Genomic DNA, 19,249 nt, shown 5'->3' with positions numbered 1-19,249 from the left:
CGCTCTAGAGAGATCGGACCCGTTCCTCGAAGCCGGGGTGCCCGAGCAGCATCCGGCAGCGCAGGAAACGCCATCCCGCATATTTCAGGAATTCGAGGCCCTGGCGGAGTGACCGTGCATCCTGCAGCAGGCTGCGGAGCGCCCAATAAAAGTCGTCGGCAGCGGCGTAGATCCTGCACCGGTTGAATGCCTTCTCACTGAAGTTGCCGTCATGCATCTCCAAGAGTGGCTTCATCTGGCTTTCGAATTGGTAGAGCTCATTCATCTGCACGCCGAGCTGGTAGTAGGGATCGATGTCACCGGCCATGTCGAAGTCGACCAACATCATCGCTTCGTTCGGACCAAGCATGACATTGGACGAATGGGGGTCTCCGTGCGCTGGTTTTAGTTCGACGCCCGCCGCAGCGATCGCGTCACGCATCGGAGCCATCCATGCCAGCATCCATTCCACATCGCCCGGGAGCATGTTGCTGGCCTCCGAAACCAGCGGCCAAAGCCGATCGATGCCATCGAAGACAGACCAACGTCGCCCGAATGGCTCGCCTGTGGCGATCGTCTTCTGCATCTCGATGAGACGGGCAGCCGCACTCTCGTGCATCAGGTCGTCGATCTTGGCAGTTCGCCAGCCTTCGCCGAGCCGCGCGAACAGCACGGCCCTTTCGTCCGGTACTCGTGCGATAGGCTCCGGCGACAGACCGAGTCTGTGAAGACGACGCGCCGCTGCAAACGCCGCGTCGTCGTCGACCAGCTCTGCGACCTCGTCACCTCCCAGCCGAAGAAAGAAGCTTGCCTCCTGGCCATCAGGCGCTACGTCGAACGAGGTCGATTCGACCGCGTGATAGGACGGCGATGCAACCGGCGCCGCAGATGCTGCATAGGTCGCGCTCGCGGCATCGATTATCGGAAAACTCTGGATGGCTCGCTCGGCGCGCGCCTCCAGGGCCGTCTGCGGCTTCCCGAGCGCTTTCATGCTGCAGCTCCTTTTGGATTAGCCGCCTGCAGCCCTTCGCTGGCAATCGCGTAGAGCATGTCCGCCAGCACCTGCGTCCCAAAAGCCTGATCCTCGGCGCTGGTGAACTCGGTCGGATGATGGATCACGCCGTCGCGCGAACGCACTGCCAGGACAATTGAGGGGCAGACACTGGACATTGCCACCGCATCATGGCCACCGATCGTATCCAGATGGCGCGCCGTTTCGCCGTAATTCGCGACCATTCGTTCGGCCAGCGAAATCAGTCCCGGGAAGAAGCGGCCCGCCTTGCGCCGATCAATCGCCCTGATTTCATAGGTCACACCGGCTTTCTTGGCCGCCGCCTCCATCCTGATCTTCATCATCCGCTCAGCCTCGGCGAGGACGTCGGGCGAGCCCGAACGCAACTCGATGAAGAGAACGGCTTCCGATGGAACGGTGTTTGGGGAGTTGGGAAAGACCTCCAGCCGACCGACCGATGTGTGCAAATCCGACCTGTGCTCGCCGGCGATCTCCTTCAAATCGGCGATCAGGTAGGCGGCGCCGAGCAGCGCGTCCCTGCGCTCAGCCATCGGTGTAGGCCCAGTATGCGCCTGGCGGCCGAGGAAAGCGAGACGGTACTTCGTTGCGCCCCAGAAACGGGTGAAGATGCCGAATTTTTCACTCGCCTCAAACAGCACCTTGTCGCCCTCGATATGAAGTTCGATAAGAGCGTCGGGCAGCGCAATTTTATCTCCGCCCGCATAACCGATCTGCTCAAGCGACTGGCGAACGGTGACGCCATCTCCATCCGCCCGGTCGAGCGCCCATTCAAGCTCGGCCGCTCCGGCGAACACGCTGCTGCCCAACAGGCTTGGCTGGAAACGCGCGCCCTCCTCGTTGGTCCAGTTCACCACCCGAAAATTGCAGGCCGATAGCTTGTTCTCTGCCTTCAGACGCTCTGAGACGGCAAGTACGGCCTCACAGGCCGAGACGACACCGAGAGCGCCGTCGAAGCGACCACCATTGGGCTGGCTGTCGACATGTGAGCCGACCATGATGACCGGCGCATTCGCGCCGGCAAGCGACAAGCTGCCGAACTGATTGCCTATGGCGTCGACGGCCTGGACAAACCCGTTGCTCGCGAACCAGCGGCCAAGCCAATTACGCGCTGCGCCGTCCTCTTTCGAGAGGGTCAAGCGGTTCATGGATCCATCCGGCCCACCGCCGAACGCCGACAATTCCTCCATCATTGCCTGAAGACGCGATGGATTGATGGGAGCGTGCTTGGAGACAACGTCAGGCATAGATGATTTCCAAGTTGGATTTGAGGAATTGGTCGGAAAAGTCCTTGGTCAGGACGGCCCCGGTGATGACAGCATGTACGTCGCCCAACCCGAATGTATGGATCGAACCGAGGCGGCCGAATTTGGAGCTATCGGCGACGATTACCGATCGCTTAGCTTGTGCGCGCGCAACGCGCCGCGCGATCGCTTCGTCCTCGCCATAATCCATAAAACCGCGTTCGACATGGACGGCGCTGATTGCGATGATCGCGAGATCGAAAAAGTGCTCCTTCATCGCAGTCACGGTTTCTGGCCCAAACGTCGCCTGATAATCAGGTCGCAGCCGTCCTCCGAGCACGCGCACGCTGGGGGTCGACAGATAGTAGAAGTGCGCCGCTACCGCGAGCGAATTGCTCACAATCGTAAGATCCCTGCGGGCCTCAAGGTGCTTCACGCAGGCAAGGGCCGTCGTCCCCTCGTCAACAAAGATCTTCATGCCATCCTTGACCAGAGCCGCGGCGGCTTCACCGATCCGCGCCTTCTCCCTCGCGCCAACGCGCAAACGCTCGGCAAAAGGCTGATCGCTCTCCTGCCGGTCGATCACCGCACCGCCATAGACACGGCGGGCGAAACCTTGCGTCTCGAGCTCCCGGAGATCCCGCCGTATCGACTCCTGACTGACCTTGAGGTGGTCGACCAATTCCCTGACGTGGACCCGCTGCTTCTGGCGCAGCATGTCGCGGATCAATTCAAGACGATGCTCCGTGAAGCTCATGAACGTTCCCCGATTCCCACGGCACTGCTGGCCGCTTCCAAAGCCGACTTGTTGTTCACGACCCCCTCATCACACGCTGGCGTGCATCCCTTCGGCAGCGCCGCAGACACCGAGCGACGGCATCACCAGATGACACGCAGCGAAGTCCTGCCGCTCCCGCACCGTCAGGCTCGGATGAAGGCGGCTGCATTTGTCGATGGCCTGCGGACAGCGCGACCTGAAGCTGCAGCCCGCGGGAACGTCGAGCGGGCTTGGCGGCTCCCCCTCCAGCAGACACTCGTCCGGCTGATAGCGACGCCGCTCAAGCGTCGGCATGGCGCTCAGAAGTGCCCTCGTGTACGGGTGTCCCGGGTCGAAGAATAGTCGCTCATTGTCAGCGAGCTCGAAGACCTCACCGAGATACATCACCGCCACGCGATTGCAGGCTTTCCTCACCATCGCCAGATCGTGCGAGATGAAGATGTAGGTCAGATCGTATTCCTTCTGGAGCGTCTGTAGCAAGTCGAGCAGCTTGAACTGCTCGGTTTGATCAAGCGCGGACAGCGTTTCGTCCATGATGAGAATTTCCGGCTCCAGCACCAGCGCACGGGCGACGTTGACGCGTTGTCGTTGTCCAGCGCTCAATCCCAGCGGAAGCTCCTCATAAAGTTCGGCCGGCACCCCCACTTCGCCCATCACCTTCAGGATGCGTTCGCGAATCCTGCCTTTGTCGCGCCAGCCATGCGTACGCAGCGGATCCTCCAGCATCCTCCCGATCGAGGTCCGGGGCGGCAGCGAGCCGAACGGATCCTGTAGCACCATCTGCAGCTTGCTCCGGAACTCGAGCAGCGCCCGGCCCTTGAGCGTTGCGATGTCCTTGTCCGCGCAGAGGATTTGTCCTGAGCTCGGCAATTCGAGCCTCGACAGAAGCCGCATCAGGGTCGACTTTCCGCAGCCGGACTCGCCGACAATGGCAAAGCTGTCGCCGCGGCGCACGTCGAAGGTGACGTTGCGAACGGCGCGAACCAGGTTGAAGCCACCAAAACCGCTTTTCTTTCTAACCTTGTAGGTCTGCGAGGCGTCGCGCAAGCTGAGAACCACCTCCCGCTGGTCGTCAAGGCGGGGCGTTGCGGCCGCCTCGACCCATATTTTTGGGGTCTGGCGCACCAGTTCGCGTGTATAGGGATATACGGGCCTGCTGATCAGATCTTCTGTCGACTGCTCCTCGACGATGCGCCCTTCATCCATCACCAGGATCCGCGAGCAGGCTTCACGCGCCACTGGCAGGGACGATGAGACGAACAGCACCGCGGTGTTGAAGGTGACCGTCAGCTCCTTCATCAGCCGGATCACCTGAGCAGCGACCGTCACATCGAGCGGCTGCGTGACGTTGTCGGCGACCAGAAGTGCGGGATTGGTCACCAATGCATCCACGATCAGCGCTCGCTGCATCATGCCGCCCGAGAACTGGGAGGGATAGTCGTGAAAGCGATTTCGCGCCGATGGGATGCGAACCGCATCGAGGAGTTCGATGACACGACGTTCGGCATCCCGACGTAATGTTCTGGGCACGACGGCCCGCATCTTCTCGACAATCTGGGCGCCGACCGGCAGGGTTGGATCGAGCGCACCCATGGGATTGGCGCCGACATAGGATATCCGCTGGCGCAACAGGCGCATCTCCGCGCCGCGCATGGCATAGATGTCGCGTCCCTCGAACAGCACCTGACCCGATCGCTTCGTGAGCGGCGGCTCGAGCCAGTTGACCACGGCCTTGGAAAGTACGGTCTTTCCGGAACCGCTGGCGCCCACCACGCCGACGATCTCGCGGGGAGCGAGGCTGAGGGACACATTGTCGAGAATGACTTTGGCCGTGCCGCCGCTACCCGCGGCGACCGTCAGGTTCTTGAGGTCAAGAAGCGGCTGCGTCATGCTTCGGAGCCTCCGTGAATCGCATTCCGTGCACGTTCGAGGGAAGCGCCGATCAGGTTGACGCTGGTGAGTGTCAGGCCGAGGAAGAGACCCGGCATGGTGGCGATCCACCACGCGTTCAGCAGATATTTCCGTCCGTCCGCTATGATATTGCCGAACGTCGGCGTCGGTGGCTGCACGCCGAGCCCTAGGAAACCGAGCGTGGATTCGAAGATCATCATGCGCGCAACGTCGAGCACCGACGTGAACAGGACCGGCGGCAGCAGCAACGGCAGCAGCAGCGCGAGGATGATCCGAAGATCGGTCGAACCGCCGATCTTTGCGGCGCGGACATATTCGCGCTGCCGCTCGGTCATCACGATGCTGCGCATGATGCGGGCATAGACCGGCCAGTTCGAAACTCCGAGCACCAAAACGATCGCGGGGATGGTCGGCCGCGAAACGCCGAGCACGGAAATGGCGAGGATAATCATCGGGATCGATAGCTGGGCGTCCGTCAGCCTCATGACGATGGCATCGGTTCGTCCGCCGAAGTAGCCCGAAATCGTGCCAAGCGCACATCCGATCGCCAACATGACGATGACGGAGGCGACGCCGATCAGGAAGGAGTAACGCAGACCGACCAGTGAGCGGACGAGCATGTCGCGGCCGATCTGATCCGTGCCGAGCGGATGCGCCCAGCTCCAGTTTCCGCCCAGAAACAGCGGTGGCAGAAGGCGCGCCTTGACGTCCATCTTCGTCGGGTCGATGCCGCTCAGTTCAGGATAGAAGGCGGTCGCCAGGGCAAGGACAACGAACAGTCCGAGGCCGACGCGAAATCCCGGCGTCGATGCAGCCTTGTCGAAGATGCGTCGGATGACGGAGCGTTGGGCCGGCGTGTGCGCCATTGGTGCGCCGGTGGCGGTAGCGAGAGACATCAATATTCGAGCCTTGGATCCATCGTGGTGGCAATAAGATCGACAATGATGTTGATCAGCACAAAGATGGCGCTGGTTACGATGGCGATCCCTTGAATCAACGGGAAGTCGCGCTGCAACACCGCGTTGATGGTCAACAGACCAAGCCCGGGATAGTCGAAGATGTATTCGACGATGATCACCCCGCCGAGCAGGCTCGAAAACTGCACCCCGAGCAGATTGAGCAGCGGCACCGAGGCATTGCGAAGGGCATGGTTTGCAATGATGCGGCTGCGGCCGAGGCCACGGACATGCCCCACCGCCACGTAAGGCTCCATCATCTGCGCCGAGACGGAACTGACGAGCGTCCGGATCAGGACCGGCGACAATTCGACCGCAAGCACGATGGCTGGGAGAATCGTGTAGGCAAACCCCTGATATCCGATCGCCGGCAGCCAACCGAGCTTGACTGAAAACAGCAGCGCGAGAACGATTCCCAGCCAGAAATTCGGCAACGATATGAACACCGACGAGGTGTAGAATGCCAGCTTGTCCGGCCAACGCCCGACCGCGAGGCCGCCAGCAATCCCTATGATCCCGGAGAAAACGAGGGCAATCGCCAACGTCACTGCGGCAAGCTGCAGCGTCATAGGCAAGGCTTCGAGGATCAGGCTTAGCACCTTGGCCCGTTCACCGCGCGTCGTATCGTTGAAGTTCGCGCCGCCTGTCGCAGCGCCGTTCGCGGGACGAACGAAGGACTGCCCGAGATTGCCCCGAACGACGCTGCTCATATAGCGGCCGAACTGAACGATGATCGGGTCTCGCAACCCCATGTCGGTCGCGATCTTCTCGATCAGGGCCTCGGGAGCCATGCCGCCGGCCATCAGTCGCACCGGATCTCCCGGCACCACCCTCAGCAAGGTGAAGATCAGCAGCGAGACAAGGAATATGATGATGACGCCTTGAATCAGGCGCCGCATCAGGAAGTTCAGGACGAACATTCTTCAGCTCCGCGTCGGAGGACATGTCGGACCGCGCACCGCCTGCTCGCGGCGCGCGGTGACCGTCCATGGTCAGGCAACGGGCCTCGAAGCATCCATCGAACCATCCGGATAGATATAGAGACCTTCGAAATTCTTCTGCATCGCGTGAATCATGACGGACGTGAAGAGCGAGAGCGCCGGCATCTTGGAGGCGATCAGGGGCATCGTCTCGGTCTGGAGGATCTTCTTCCGTTCCTCAAGCGTCGGTGCGCTACGCTCCTTGTCGAGACTTGCGTCGATCGCGGTATCCTCGATGCCGCAAATGCGATGCGACGAGGAGTGGAAATGCGTGCGGAGAATCAAATCGGGCTCGGGCGAGCCGGTCGACCATCCGCAGTCCACCATATGACCGGGTCCGCCGCCGGGACGATGGTACAGGCGTTCATTCCAGGCGGCTGGCTCGAGCACGGTCAGGCTGACATTGAAGCCCTGCTCGTTGAGCATCGCGGTGATGATCTCGCCGTATTCCTTGGTCTTGGGATAGAAGCCCACGGACGTGATGTATTCGAGCGGCGGCAACCCCTTGCCGTTCGGGAAGCCGGCCTCGGCGAGCAACGCCTGGCACTTCTTTGGGTCGAACTTCGGATAATTCTCGAGATCGATGTAACCGAACTTGACCGGCGACACGAAGTTGGACGACGCGTGCCCCGCGGATCCCAGCACTTCGAGGATGACGTCACGGTTGATGGCGTGACAGGCGGCGAGGCGGATACGGGGATCATTGAACGGCGGCTTCGAGCAGCGAAACCAAAGATACTTGTTCTCGACCGAAACGACCTGGTTGATGCGGATGTTGGGATTGCCCTTGACCGCATCCACCTGCTCTGGCTCAAGGCGTTCGACGATCGAAGCCTGACCATTCATGAGGGAGAGCATGCGCGTCGTGGAGTCGCCGGTGAAGGTGAAATTGATCCCCGCAATGGCCGGCTTGCCCTTGAAGTAGCCATCGAACGCCTTCATCACGGTGTCGTTGCCGCGCTGTTCGACGAATTTGAAGGGACCAGTGCCATTCAGCCGCTGTGAGAGCACGCCCCCAGGTCCGCCCGCGATATCCTTTGCCGACATGATCGGCAGGAACGCCGCAAGGAACATGAAGAGGTGAGCCGGGTAACCGCCTTTCGACGTATCGACGATCACCGTGTAGTCATCAGGCGTCTCGATCCTCAGCGTTTCGGTGGGGCCAGGATACCATTGCGCGGGGCGATCCGGCTTGGATCCATATTCGAAAGTGGCCTTGACGTCCTCCGCCTTGAACGGTTTGCCATCATGGAAGACGACGCCTTGACGCAGCTTGATTTGCAGGCGGTTCGGATCGAGCAGCTTGATGTCGGTTGCCAGTTCATAGACGACCTCGCTCGGGTTATCGAGCTTCATCGGTGTGCGGGTCAGAAAACCCATCACGAAGCCTTCGATGTTTTTCTGCGAAAGCGTGGTGTGAGCGGTTGGATCCCAATTGCCCGTGATGTTCTCGGCCGACAGGAAGGTCATGGTCTTCCCGGCCTGCGCGCGCGCCTGTGAGATGAAAAAGTCTGGACTGATCTGCATGTAGCCTGCGGCGACCGCGGCTCCCGCCGCCCCCTTTAGAAAGTGGCGACGGTCAAATTTCGGATGCATCGACATTCCCCTTTTCCACATGAACCGACAGATCGGTCACAACGGTCATGCAGGAGGCGTGCCATGCGCTTTTCGAGCTATTTTTGACTATCCATGTGTGGATTTTGACCGATTTGACAGCAGATACGTCTCGGCTGCGATGAGCCTGGACGAGATACTGCCTCTTGGTGAGCGGTTCGCCTACGGCGCAGGCAAGCGGATTTGCCACCTAGCGTGAGGTGCACGACGGCTGCGGTCGCGCTGACTGTTCAGTCAGCACCGATGATGCCCTTATGGCGTCACGCTCGGCAGATCGAGCCCATTCGAGCGGGCACATGCAATCGCGCTCTCATAGCCCGCGTCCGCGTGCCGCATGACGCCGCTCGCCGGATCGTTCCAAAGCACGCGTTCAATGCGGCGGGCGGCCTGCGGGGTTCCGTCTGCAACAATCACCATTCCGGCGTGTTGCGAATAACCGATGCCGACGCCCCCGCCGTGATGCAATGAGACCCATGTCGCGCCGCTGGCACAATTCAGAAGCGCATTGAGCAGCGGCCAGTCTGACACCGCATCGGAACCGTCGCGCATCGCTTCCGTTTCGCGGTTCGGACTCGCAACCGAGCCGCTGTCGAGATGGTCGCGGCCGATCACGATCGGCGCCTTCAGTTCGCCGCGCGCCACCATCTCGTTGAAGGCGAGACCCAGCCGGTGGCGGTCGCCGAGACCTACCCAGCAAATCCGCGCCGGCAGCCCCTGAAACTTGATCCGGGCTCTCGCCATCTCGAGCCAGTTGTGCAGGTGTTTATCGTCGGGCATCAGCTCCTTGACTTTGGCATCCGTCCTGAAGATGTCATCCGGATCGCCTGACAGCGCGGCCCACCGAAACGGCCCAACGCCTCTGCAAAACAGTGGACGGATATAGGCGGGGACGAAGCCCGGAAAATCGAATGCGTTATCCAGTCCCATATCTTTCGCCATCTGGCGAATGTTGTTGCCATAATCCAGCGTGGGAATACCCTGGGCGTGGAAATCCAGCATGGCCTGAACGTGATCGACCATCGACGTCTTGGCCGCGGCTTCAACCGCCTTCGGATCGCTGGCGCGTCTTGTCTCCCACTCGGCAAACGACCACCCCTTGGGCAGGTAGCCATTGATGGGATCGTGCGCGCTGGTCTGGTCGGTGACGATGTCCGGCCTCACGCCACGCCGCACCAGTTCCGGAAAAATCTCAGCCGCGTTGCCGAGCAAGCCGACCGAGACCGGCTTGTTACCCTGCGCGCTCGCCGCCACGATCGAAAGTGCCTCATCAAGCGTGTTCGCTTGTCGATCAAGATAACCCGTGCGCAGCCGCATCTCGATGCGGCTCGGCTGGCATTCGATCGCCAGCAGCGAGGCGCCCGCCATGGTGGCGGCGAGCGGCTGCGCGCCGCCCATGCCGCCGAGCCCCGCCGTAAGGATCCACTTGCCTGCAAGACTGCCGCCGTAGTGTCGTCGTCCGACCTCGACAAACGTCTCATAGGTTCCCTGCACGATGCCCTGGCTGCCGATATAGATCCAGGACCCGGCCGTCATTTGCCCGAACATCATCAGGCCTTGCCGGTCGAGCGCGTTGAAGTGATCGAGCGTCGCCCAATGCGGCACCAGGTTCGAGTTCGCGATCAGAACGCGCGGCGCGTCCGGATGCGTGCGGAAGATCCCGACCGGCTTGCCCGACTGGACCAGCAAGGTCTGGTCGGCTTCCAGCTTGCGCAAGGAGGTGACGATCCGGTCGAAGCTATCCCAGTCGCGCGCGGCACGACCGATTCCGCCGTAGACGACGAGTTCGCTTGGACGTTCCGCGACTTCCGGATCGAGATTGTTCATGAGCATGCGGAGCGGTGCCTCCGTCAACCAGCTCTTGGCACTGATCTCGCCGCCCCGGGGCGCGCGGATCGTACGGTCGTTGTCTACTCGACGGTTCATGACAGATCGCCCTTATCGGCAAGATTCGAAACAAGGATCGGGAACGGGATGTCCGGCAGCGCGGAGAGCGCGGCCGTCGGCAACGCGCCGGATTCGACCAGCGCCGTCGCCTTCGCAAGATCGTCGGCCATGTAACGGTCGGCGCTCAACGCCGGCACATGCGCGCGCAACTCGGCGACGACCGCTGCGAGCGGCGCGCTGGTCGAATGCGGCGCGCGAAGCGTGATGCCTTGCGCCGCGGCCAAGAGCTCGATACCCAAGATCGTCGCCAAATTGTCCGCCATATCGGACAGCCGGCGCGCGGCGTGCGCAGCCATCGAGACGTGATCTTCCTGATTGGCGCTGGTGGGGGTTGAGTCGATCGAGCAGGCCGACGCACGCTGCTTGTTCTCGGCATAGAGCGCGGCCGCCGTCACTTCGGCGATCATGAAGCCGGAGTTGATACCCGGCTCCGGCGTGAGGAACGGCGGCAAGCCGAAATTCAGCGCGGGATCGACCAGGGTCGCAATTCGCCGTTCGCTGATCGCGCCGATCTCCGAAAGCGCGAGCGCAATTTGGTCCGCGGCAAAGGCCACCGGTTCGGCGTGGAAGTTGCCGCCCGAGACGATTTCGCCAGTCTCGACCAATACCAACGGATTGTCGGTGACGGCATTGGCCTCGATCTGCAATGTTCGCGCCGCTTGCGTAAGCAAGTCGAGCGCGGCGCCAGCAACCTGCGGCTGACAGCGCAGACAATAGGGATCCTGCACCCGCTCATCGCCCTCGAGATGCGACTGGCGAATGTCGCTGCCGGCAAGCAGCGCCGTCAGGGCGGCGCCGGCAGCAGTTTGGCCGGCATGTCCGCGCAACTGCTGCACCTCCGGCCGGAACGGCGCGGTCGAGGCCATGGCGGCATCGACCGAAAGAGCGCCTGTCACCAAAGCCGCGCAGGCGAGGCGATGGGCGCGCAGCACGCCGGAGATGGCGTAAGCCGTCGAGAACTGGGTGCCGTTGATGAGGGCGAGCCCCTCCTTCGGCCCGAGCGTCAGCGGCGCAAGACCGGCGGCGGCGAGCGCGTCGCGGCCCGGAACAAGCCGTCCATCGAGGATCGCCTGCCCCTCCCCGATCATGACGGCCGTCATATGCGCAAGTGGCGCCAGATCGCCGGATGCGCCGACCGAACCCTGCTGCGGCACCAGCGGACAAACGCTGCGTGCCAGCATCATCTGCAATTGTTCGATGACCTCGCGGCGCACGCCCGAAGCACCTCGCCCGAGCGAGACGATCTTCAAGGCCATCATCAGACGAACGATCGGCTCGGACGTGGGTCGCCCTACCCCGCAGCAATGAGAGACGATGAGATTGCGCTGAAGCAGCGCCGTCTGATCGGGCGCAATGCGTGTCGATGCCAGTTTTCCAAATCCGGTGTTGATGCCGTACGCCGGCACGTCCGCGCGAGCGGCCCGCGCAACAATAGCGGACGCTGCTTCGACCCGCGCCCAGAACGATGGCTCGAGCACGACTGCGGAACCTGCGAGCACCTCTGCGCAATCATCGAGCGTGACCCTTCCCGGCTTGACGACGATCGGCGCCGCCGGATCACTCATTGCGCCCTCCATACGCGGCTATGCAGGGGGTTGAAGCCGATCCGGTAGACGAGTTCAGCGGGCCGCTCGATGTCCCAGATCGCGAGATCACACCATTTGCCGACTTCGAGCGTACCCGTGTCGCCCAGAAGGCCCAGCGCGCGCGCTCCCTCCCGCGTCACGCCGGCAAGACATTCGGCAACGGTCAATCGAAACAGCGTCGCCCCCATGTTCATCGTGAGCAGAAGCGACGTCAGCGGCGAGCTGCCGGGATTGCAGTCGGTCGCCAACGCCATTTTGACTCCGTGGGCACGGAAAAGCTCGACCGGCGGTTTCGTCGTCTCGCGAATAAAATAGAACGCGCCTGGCAACAGGACCGCGACCGTGCCTGCCGCCGCCATCTCCTGAGCCCCGGCCTCGTCGGTGTGCTCCAGATGATCGGCGGACAGAGCTGAATATTCCGCTGCAAGCGATGCGCCGCCGAGGTTCGATAATTGATCGGCGTGAAGCTTGATCGGCAAACCCAGGGCTTTGGCCGCCTCGAAGACGCGCGCCGTTTGATCGCGCGAGAACGCGATGCCTTCCATGAAAGCATCCACGGCGTCTGCAAGCCCCGCCTCCGCCACCGCAGGCAGCATTTCCTGGCACACGAGATCGATGTAACGATCCTTGTCGCCGGAAGCTTCCGGCGGAAGTGCATGTGCACCAAGAAAAGACGTCCGGACCGCGATCGGTCGGACACGGCCAAGCGCACGCGCGGCCAAAAGCTGCCGCATCTCGGTCTCGGTGTTGAGGCCGTAGCCGGACTTGATTTCGATCGTCGTGACACCCTCGCGGATCAGCGCGTCGAGCCTCGGCAGCGCACCGGCGACAAGCTCGGCCTCGCTCGCGTTGCGAGTCGCCGCCACGGTGGACACGATGCCGCCGCCGGCACGCGCGATCTCTTCATAGCTTGCGCCCTTAAGCCGCAATTCGAATTCGTGTGCGCGGTTGCCGCCGAAAACGAGGTGGGTGTGACAATCCACCAACCCCGGCGTGATCCATCGACCGGCGCAGTCGATCCGCTCGGTCGCGTCGGCATCACGCGGGAAATCGGATTGCGTGCCGGCATAGACGATCCGGCCATCGCGGGCCGCGATCACGCCGTGCTCGACGACGCCGAGACCCGGCAGATCCTCGCGCATCGTGGCGAGCCGCGCATTGTGCCAGATACGATCGTAGCGCTCTGCCATGTGCCTTCCCCCGGGTGCCGGAAGCTTGACATATATGTCTAGACATATAATCGTGTTGACGCTCTGTCCAGTCGGCACGAAACATGACAAATCTGCACTTCGCATCCGCGCTGCTGCCGTCGGGCTGGGCCGATGACGTGCAGGTGGTCATCACGGATGGGCTCGTCGCCAAGATTGCGGTCGGCGTGGCGCCGGGAGCGCGGGATGAGCAGCATCGGCTGGCAGTTCCGGGGATAGCGAGCCTGCACAGTCACGCGTTCCAGCGCGCCATGGCGGGCCTTGCCGAGACGCGTGGCAACACGGCGGATACCTTCTGGACATGGCGCGAGACGATGTATCGCTTTGCGCTCGAAATGACTCCGGAAGACGTCGAGAGCGTCGCGACCCTGCTTTATGTCGAGATGCTCGAGCAGGGCTATACGCGGGTCGGTGAGTTCCACTATCTTCATCATGATCGTGACGGCACGCCCTATGCCGACCTCTCCGAGATGGCGACACGAATTGCTCAGGCTGCCGAGGGCGCAGGCATCGGCCTCACGCTCTTGCCGAGTTTCTATGCGCACAGCGCCTTTGGCGGCGCCGCGCCGCATGCAGGCCAGCGCCGATTCATCTGTTCAATCGACCAGTTTGCTACGCTGCTTGACGCCACGCGCAAGGCGGTCAGTACGTTACCCGGAGCTAATGTCGGCATTGCCCCGCACAGCCTGCGCGCCGTGACCCCAACCGAACTATCTGCGATCGTGCCGATGGCCCAAGGCGCGCCGATCCATATCCACGCCGCCGAGCAAGTCAGGGAGGTCGAGGATTGTGTTGCCTGGTCGGGCCAGCGGCCGGTCGAATGGCTGCTTGACCACGCGCCCGTCGATCAACGCTGGTGCCTGATCCATGCGACCCACACATCGCCGACGGAAGTCGCCTCGCTCGCGAGCACCGGCGCAGTCGCCGGCCTCTGCCCGGTGACCGAAGCGAGCCTCGGCGACGGCATTTTCCCCGCGCGCGAATTTCTTGATGCCGGAGGCCGGTTCGGCGTCGGCACCGATTCCAATGTCCTGGTTGGCGTTACCGATGAATTGCGCCAGCTCGAATATGGTCAGCGCCTGAAGCACCGCGAACGCAATGTGCTCTCCGGCGGACTCGGCAACTCGACTGGCCGTGCGTTATTCGAGAGCGCGCTCGCGGGCGGTGCACAGGCGCTGGCGCAGACCGGCACGGGAATAGAACGAGGCGCGCGCGCCGATATCGTGACCCTCGACATCACGCATCCATCTCTGGCCGGACGCCGCGGCGATGCCATCCTCGACGGCTGGATTTTTGCGACCGGCGCCGGAGCCATCGATTGTGTCTGGGCAGGAGGAAACAAGCTCGTCGAGGGCGGACGTCATCGGCTCCGCGAGCGAGCGCGCGCGCAGTTCAACGCGACCGTTCGGAGGCTTCTGGCATGAGTCTCCACGCTCACGACAACGAGCTTCCGAGCACGGACAAGCTAACACTCTACAGGCAGATCCGACACGATATAGAACGTCGGATCCTGACTGGTGAATGGCCTCCGGGTCATCGCATTCCCTTCGAGCACGAGCTGATGGCGCGTTATCGCTGCTCGCGAATGACCGTGAACAAGGCGCTGTCGGAATTGGCGCAAGCCGATCTGATCGAGCGAAGACGGCGGGCCGGCACATTTGTACGTCGCCCGCAGCATCTGTCGGCGGTGCTCAAGATCGCCGACATTCGCGCGGAGATTACCGCGCTTGGCCGCAGCTATGCTTATCAGCTCATCCATTGCTCCCGCCGCGCCGCGAACGCCGCCGATCGCGCGCGTCTTGGCGTCCGTAGGACCGGCAGGGTAATCGCGATCGCTTGTCGTCACAGCGCCGACGACGTGCCGTTTGCCATTGAAGACAGGCTGATCGATCTCGACACCGTGCCGGAAGCCGCCGCGGCGGACTTTACGACCGAGCCACCCGGCTCATGGCTGTTGCACCATGTTCCTTGGACCGAAGCCGAGCACACCATCAGCGCCACGGTGGCCGATAAGGGCACTGCAGCCGAACTGGACATTGCCGTCGGCGCGCCCTGCTTAGTGATCGATCGATACACATGGCGCAGCGCACGAACGGTCACCGCCGTGCGCCTGCTCTATCCGGGGGATACCCATCGGCTGGTAGCCCGTTTCAAGGGCGGCTGAAAGAATGTCCGGCACGGCACAATTCATGCAACGCGATGCACACGTGACTGGTGCGGGAGCTCGTCGCAGCGGACGTGAAGCAACCAACGGGACGCAATCCATAGTACGGCAGGAGGGAAGAGCATCATGCGTAGTTTAAGAGCATTCACAGCAGTTTTTGCCCTGCTGGTGTCCGCACCGGCGGTTGCCGACGATGTGAAGGTCGGCATCGGCATCTCGGGATGGACCGGCTTTGCACCGCTCACGCTTGCAAGCCAGGCCGGCATTTTCAAGAAAAACGGGCTCGACGTCACGCTGAGGAAAATTCCGCAAAAGGATCGGCATCTCGCCATCGCGTCCGGTGACATTCAATGTGCGGCGACGACAGTCGAGACCTGGATCTCCTGGAATGCAAACGGCGTCGCGACCAAGCAGATCTTTCAGCTTGACAAGAGCTTTGGCGCCGACGGCATGGCCGTGCGCAACGACATTGCCTCGATCAAGGATCTGAAAGGCAAGACAGTCGCGGCGTCCGCGCCGGGAACCTCACCCTACTTCGCACTGGCCTGGATGCTTCGAAAGAACGGCCTCTCGGTCAAGGACGTCACGATCGTGAATCTGGAGCCAGCCGCGGCGGCACAGGCGTTCGTTTCCGGCCAGAACGATGCGGCAATGACCTATGAACCTTACCTCTCGACCGTGCGTGGCGCACCCGACAAGGGCAAGATCATCGCCACCACTCTCGACTACCCGATGGTGATGGACACCTTCGGCTGCACACCGAAATTCCTGACCGACAATCCGAAAGCCGCGCAGGCCCTGGCCGACAGCTATTTCGAAGCCCTCGACATGATCGCAAGGGATCAAGCGAAGGCGTACGAGATCATGGGGGCCGACGTGAAACAATCGGGCGACCAGTTCGGCAACTCGGCAAAATATCTGCGCTGGCAGGACAAAGCAGCGAACCAGAAATTCTTCACGGGCGAGTTCCTGACCTTCAACAAAGAGGCGGCAGACCTGCTGCTCGAGATCGGCATCATCAAGTCTGCCCCGAAGATCGAAGATCTTTTTGACGCGAGCTTCATCAAATAGAACCGCTGCGCGCCCGCGCCAGTTCCGCTTCGCCGCTTGTGGAGCAAAACTGGCGCAGGATCGACACGTCGCCTGGACATACCGCCGTGATGCGTCCCCTAAGTCCTGTAACGTCGAAGCAACGCGTGGCCTATGGCCTTGCATTCTTCGTGCTGTTCGTTGCCCTGTGGGCCTGGGCGACCTTCGGCGGCTATGTTTCGAAGACATTTCTCGCCAACCCACTGATCATGGTGCAGGAAGGCTTCGAGCTGCTCACCAGGCATGGATTTCTGTTTGATATCGGCATGACGATTTGGCGTGTTCTCGGCGGCTTCGTGCTGGCGGCTCTTGTTGCCGTGCCGCTAGGCGTTCTCATGGGCGCTTACAAGCCGGTTGAAGCCTTTCTCGAACCATTCGTTTCGTTCGCGCGTTATCTCCCAGCCTCTGCCTTCATCCCCCTTTTGATCCTGTGGGCCGGTATCGGCGAACTGCAGAAGCTCATGGTGATTTTCATCGGCTCGGTGTTCCAGATCATCCTGATGATCGCCGTGACCGTGGGCAGCACGAGACGCGATCTGGTCGAAGCGGCGTACACGCTGGGAGCCGGCGACGGCGGCATCATCCGCCGCGTGCTGCTGCCCTCATCCGCTCCCGAGATCGCGGAAATTCTTCGATTGGTTCTAGGGTGGGCATGGACCTATGTCATCGTCGCCGAACTCATCGGGTCCTCGTCAGGGATCGGCCACATGATTACGGACAGCCAGGCCTTGCTCAACACGGGCCAGATCATCTTCGGCATCATCGTTATCGGGCTCATCGGCCTGATCTCCGATTTCCTCTTCAAGGCCTTCAACGCATGGCTGTTTCCCTGGAAATTGGCATGACCGCGCTGAAGATCGATCAGGTTTCACGTATCTTTCCTGCGCGCCCGGGCCATGCGCCGACGCGGGCTCTCGAACCGACCGACCTCAGTGTCGGCGACAATGATTTTGTCACCATCCTTGGTCCCTCGGGCTGCGGAAAGTCCACCCTGCTCCGCATCATCGCCGGGCTCGATCGGCCGACCAGCGGGCGCGTCATGCTCGACGGGTGCGAGGTCACCGGACCTGGCGCGGATCGCGGCATGGTGTTCCAGTCCTATAGGCTCTTTCCCTGGCTGACGGTGCGGGAGAACATCGCATTCGGCCTGCGCGAGCGCGGAATTTCTCAAGCGGATCGGTACAAGATCGCGGACGGTTTCATCCACCGAGTCGGATTATCGGGCTTTGAAAATCATTGGCCGAAACAGCTCTCCGGCGGCATGCAACAGCGCACGGCGATCGCGCGCGCCCTCGCCAACGATCCGAAGATCCTGTTGCTGGATGAGCCGTTCGGTGCCCTGGACAACCAGACCCGGGCGCTGATGCAGGAGATGCTGCTTGCGATTTGGGAACGCGACCAGAAGACCGTGCTGTTTGTCACGCACGATATCGAGGAGGCGATCTTTCTCGGCAGTCGAGTCATCGTAATGAGCGCGCGTCCCGGCCGCATCAAGGCCGCGATTGCGATCGACCTGCCCCACCCGCGTTCCTACAAGATCAAAACCACGCCCGAATTCATCAGACTGAAGGAACGGCTCGTGGAAGAGATACGCACCGAGGCCCTGAAGGTCGCTGCTGACGCCTGACAAACACGGGCTGGCCGCTAGTCTAAGCCCGTCGTAGCGATGGGGAGCCCGGCACTTATGTCATGCACGGACAGCGGTAAATACCCGTGTCTTCCGAGTCTTGCTCTAAGACAGTTGGGTCTTAGGCTGCTCCTCCTCATCATGCGCGCGGAGGAGTTCAAGTAGTCGCTTGCGCATGATCATGCCCGGCCGGTCTGACGGCATGTGCATCTCGATCTTCCGGCTCATGTCCACGATAGCGTCGGGGTCGGTCGATTCGAGCATATCGCGGTCCTCGGCGATGATCGCGGCGTCCCAGTCGATCAATTCCTGGGTTGAGCAGTCGGTCTCGGTATCGTTACGGAAGAGGATCTGAATGACCTGTATTTGGCCGTCGGAGATCGGCGTCGCGCAATTAAAGATGATATGCCGGATGCCTGATGGATACTCCATGTCGAGCCGCCGACAGAACGGCATGAACCATTTGTTGCGCTGGTGCCGCTTCGTGCTCGGATCGGTCGTGCCGCTGATCCGATAGGCATTCGGCGGATTGCGGACGGTGATGATGGTCTCGGCGTCGAAACCGTCGTCGGTCTCGACGATCTCGTATTTCTCTGGCTTCGGCTGATTGATGTCGCCGAAAGTACCCTTATGCACGAAGGCGAAATGGGCGTTATCGAACGAGTTTTCCATTAACCTGAGCGCGGCTGTGTTCCATTTTTCGTAGAATTGATGGATACGGCGATAGCCCGGCCGGGTCTCCTCGGGGATGTCCGGGATGTCGCGCAATGCTTCGTCGAGCGCGACCCAGACATAGCCGTATTTGGCCTGGGCCCGGAATGACCGCGCCTTGGCGTCGGGCACGGGCTGCTCGAACGGAAATTGCGGAATCATCACGAGCTTGCCATCACAATCATACTCCCAACCATGATAGCCGCAGACGATGTTGCCGTTGTTGCACCAGCCCTTCGACAGCTTCGCGGTGCGGTGACAGCAACGGTCTTCGAGCGCCGCCGGCTGTTCCTCTGCATCGAGGAACAGCACGATCGGTTCACCGAGCAGAGTGAATGGTTTTGGACCATCCTTGAGATGCTCGATCGGCACGGTCGCATACCAGAAGCGGCGAAGAACCGGTTGTTTGGTGCTGAGCATGATCTTCT

At 61.6% G+C, this 19,249-nt stretch carries 16 protein-coding genes; 5 read left to right on the top strand and 11 right to left on the bottom strand.

The annotated features are described in order from the left end of the window. Positions 1-4 precede the first annotated feature (4 nt). The 10 genes from AC5ZGW_RS02570 to hutI all read right to left on the bottom strand — a co-directional run bounded on the left by AC5ZGW_RS02570 (position 5) and on the right by hutI (position 13,212). Complete coding sequence (locus tag AC5ZGW_RS02570; RefSeq protein WP_207230906.1) at positions 5-970, bottom strand: phosphotransferase family protein; 966 nt, start codon at positions 968-970, stop codon at positions 5-7. Continuing rightward, positions 967-2,256 (bottom strand): Zn-dependent hydrolase, encoded by a 1,290-nt coding sequence (locus AC5ZGW_RS02565; RefSeq protein ID WP_130222613.1) that lies wholly within the window; start codon positions 2,254-2,256, stop codon positions 967-969. The genes AC5ZGW_RS02570 and AC5ZGW_RS02565 overlap by 4 nt, the downstream gene beginning before the upstream one ends. Beyond that, on the bottom strand, positions 2,249-2,983 hold the full coding sequence (locus AC5ZGW_RS02560) for a DeoR/GlpR family DNA-binding transcription regulator (RefSeq protein ID WP_245474486.1): 735 nt from the start codon (positions 2,981-2,983) through the stop codon (positions 2,249-2,251). Before AC5ZGW_RS02560 ends, AC5ZGW_RS02565 begins: the two co-directional genes overlap by 8 nt. Positions 2,984-3,079: 96 nt before the next feature. Further along, complete coding sequence (locus AC5ZGW_RS02555; RefSeq protein ID WP_130222609.1) at positions 3,080-4,921, bottom strand: ABC transporter ATP-binding protein; 1,842 nt, start codon at positions 4,919-4,921, stop codon at positions 3,080-3,082. After that, positions 4,918-5,838 carry an ABC transporter permease gene (locus AC5ZGW_RS02550; protein ID WP_130222607.1) on the bottom strand — a complete coding sequence of 307 codons (921 nt, stop codon included), beginning with the start codon at positions 5,836-5,838 and terminating at the stop codon, positions 4,918-4,920. The genes AC5ZGW_RS02555 and AC5ZGW_RS02550 overlap by 4 nt, the downstream gene beginning before the upstream one ends. Continuing rightward, positions 5,838-6,818 carry an ABC transporter permease gene (locus AC5ZGW_RS02545; protein ID WP_028161899.1) on the bottom strand — a complete coding sequence of 327 codons (981 nt, stop codon included), beginning with the start codon at positions 6,816-6,818 and terminating at the stop codon, positions 5,838-5,840. The genes AC5ZGW_RS02550 and AC5ZGW_RS02545 overlap by 1 nt, the downstream gene beginning before the upstream one ends. Positions 6,819-6,890: 72 nt before the next feature. After that, positions 6,891-8,474: an ABC transporter substrate-binding protein gene (locus AC5ZGW_RS02540; protein ID WP_130222812.1), complete on the bottom strand. Its 1,584-nt coding sequence runs from the start codon at positions 8,472-8,474 to the stop codon at positions 6,891-6,893. A gap of 270 nt (positions 8,475-8,744) precedes the next feature. Then, on the bottom strand, positions 8,745-10,415 hold the full coding sequence (hutU, locus tag AC5ZGW_RS02535; RefSeq protein WP_130222605.1) for a urocanate hydratase: 1,671 nt from the start codon (positions 10,413-10,415) through the stop codon (positions 8,745-8,747). Further along, positions 10,412-12,001: a histidine ammonia-lyase gene (hutH, locus tag AC5ZGW_RS02530; protein ID WP_130222603.1), complete on the bottom strand. Its 1,590-nt coding sequence runs from the start codon at positions 11,999-12,001 to the stop codon at positions 10,412-10,414. Before hutH ends, hutU begins: the two co-directional genes overlap by 4 nt. Further along, positions 11,998-13,212 (bottom strand): imidazolonepropionase, encoded by a 1,215-nt coding sequence (hutI, locus tag AC5ZGW_RS02525; RefSeq protein ID WP_130222601.1) that lies wholly within the window; start codon positions 13,210-13,212, stop codon positions 11,998-12,000. Before hutI ends, hutH begins: the two co-directional genes overlap by 4 nt. Positions 13,213-13,295: 83 nt before the next feature. On the opposite strand from hutI, the gene AC5ZGW_RS02520 reads away from it, so the two are divergent. From AC5ZGW_RS02520 to AC5ZGW_RS02500, 5 genes are all read left to right on the top strand, one after another. Then, complete coding sequence (locus AC5ZGW_RS02520) at positions 13,296-14,654, top strand: formimidoylglutamate deiminase (protein ID WP_130222599.1); 1,359 nt, start codon at positions 13,296-13,298, stop codon at positions 14,652-14,654. Then, positions 14,651-15,394 carry a histidine utilization transcriptional repressor HutC gene (gene hutC / locus AC5ZGW_RS02515; protein WP_130222597.1) on the top strand — a complete coding sequence of 248 codons (744 nt, stop codon included), beginning with the start codon at positions 14,651-14,653 and terminating at the stop codon, positions 15,392-15,394. Before AC5ZGW_RS02520 ends, hutC begins: the two co-directional genes overlap by 4 nt. A gap of 126 nt (positions 15,395-15,520) precedes the next feature. Further along, positions 15,521-16,465 carry an ABC transporter substrate-binding protein gene (locus tag AC5ZGW_RS02510; RefSeq protein ID WP_130222595.1) on the top strand — a complete coding sequence of 315 codons (945 nt, stop codon included), beginning with the start codon at positions 15,521-15,523 and terminating at the stop codon, positions 16,463-16,465. An 89-nt stretch (positions 16,466-16,554) separates the two neighbouring features. Continuing rightward, on the top strand, positions 16,555-17,328 hold the full coding sequence (locus tag AC5ZGW_RS02505) for an ABC transporter permease (RefSeq protein WP_130222808.1): 774 nt from the start codon (positions 16,555-16,557) through the stop codon (positions 17,326-17,328). Further along, positions 17,325-18,110, top strand: a complete 786-nt coding sequence (locus tag AC5ZGW_RS02500; RefSeq protein WP_165435021.1) for an ABC transporter ATP-binding protein — start codon at positions 17,325-17,327, stop codon at positions 18,108-18,110. Before AC5ZGW_RS02505 ends, AC5ZGW_RS02500 begins: the two co-directional genes overlap by 4 nt. 105 nt (positions 18,111-18,215) lie before the next feature. Here the strand turns inward: AC5ZGW_RS02500 and AC5ZGW_RS02495 are convergent, their stop codons facing one another. Beyond that, positions 18,216-19,241 (bottom strand): aromatic ring-hydroxylating dioxygenase subunit alpha, encoded by a 1,026-nt coding sequence (locus AC5ZGW_RS02495; protein WP_130222593.1) that lies wholly within the window; start codon positions 19,239-19,241, stop codon positions 18,216-18,218. Between the last annotated feature and the right edge of the window lie 8 nt (positions 19,242-19,249).

This window comes from Bradyrhizobium sp. Crot121 (assembly GCF_059512385.1).
The sequence above is the reverse complement of the archived record's forward strand: the minus strand, read 5'-3'. Positions and strand labels throughout refer to the sequence as shown.

Bases quoted from the DNA above. Each gene is read 5' to 3' on its own strand.
- AC5ZGW_RS02550 (WP_130222607.1), bottom strand. From the start codon at position 5,838: ATGTCTCTCGCTACCGCCACCGGCGCACCAATGGCGCACACGCCGGCC.
- AC5ZGW_RS02555 (WP_130222609.1), bottom strand. From the start codon at position 4,921: ATGACGCAGCCGCTTCTTGACCTCAAGAACCTGACGGTCGCCGCGGGT.
- AC5ZGW_RS02570 (WP_207230906.1), bottom strand. From the start codon at position 970: ATGAAAGCGCTCGGGAAGCCGCAGACGGCCCTGGAGGCGCGCGCCGAG.
- hutU (WP_130222605.1), bottom strand. From the start codon at position 10,415: ATGAACCGTCGAGTAGACAACGACCGTACGATCCGCGCGCCCCGGGGC.
- AC5ZGW_RS02545 (WP_028161899.1), bottom strand. From the start codon at position 6,818: ATGTTCGTCCTGAACTTCCTGATGCGGCGCCTGATTCAAGGCGTCATC.
- AC5ZGW_RS02495 (WP_130222593.1), bottom strand. From the start codon at position 19,241: ATGCTCAGCACCAAACAACCGGTTCTTCGCCGCTTCTGGTATGCGACC.
- AC5ZGW_RS02520 (WP_130222599.1), top strand. From the start codon at position 13,296: ATGACAAATCTGCACTTCGCATCCGCGCTGCTGCCGTCGGGCTGGGCC.
- AC5ZGW_RS02540 (WP_130222812.1), bottom strand. From the start codon at position 8,474: ATGCATCCGAAATTTGACCGTCGCCACTTTCTAAAGGGGGCGGCGGGA.
- AC5ZGW_RS02500 (WP_165435021.1), top strand. From the start codon at position 17,325: ATGACCGCGCTGAAGATCGATCAGGTTTCACGTATCTTTCCTGCGCGC.
- AC5ZGW_RS02505 (WP_130222808.1), top strand. From the start codon at position 16,555: ATGCGTCCCCTAAGTCCTGTAACGTCGAAGCAACGCGTGGCCTATGGC.
- AC5ZGW_RS02510 (WP_130222595.1), top strand. From the start codon at position 15,521: ATGCGTAGTTTAAGAGCATTCACAGCAGTTTTTGCCCTGCTGGTGTCC.
- AC5ZGW_RS02565 (WP_130222613.1), bottom strand. From the start codon at position 2,256: ATGCCTGACGTTGTCTCCAAGCACGCTCCCATCAATCCATCGCGTCTT.
- hutH (WP_130222603.1), bottom strand. From the start codon at position 12,001: ATGAGTGATCCGGCGGCGCCGATCGTCGTCAAGCCGGGAAGGGTCACG.
- hutI (WP_130222601.1), bottom strand. From the start codon at position 13,212: ATGGCAGAGCGCTACGATCGTATCTGGCACAATGCGCGGCTCGCCACG.
- hutC (WP_130222597.1), top strand. From the start codon at position 14,651: ATGAGTCTCCACGCTCACGACAACGAGCTTCCGAGCACGGACAAGCTA.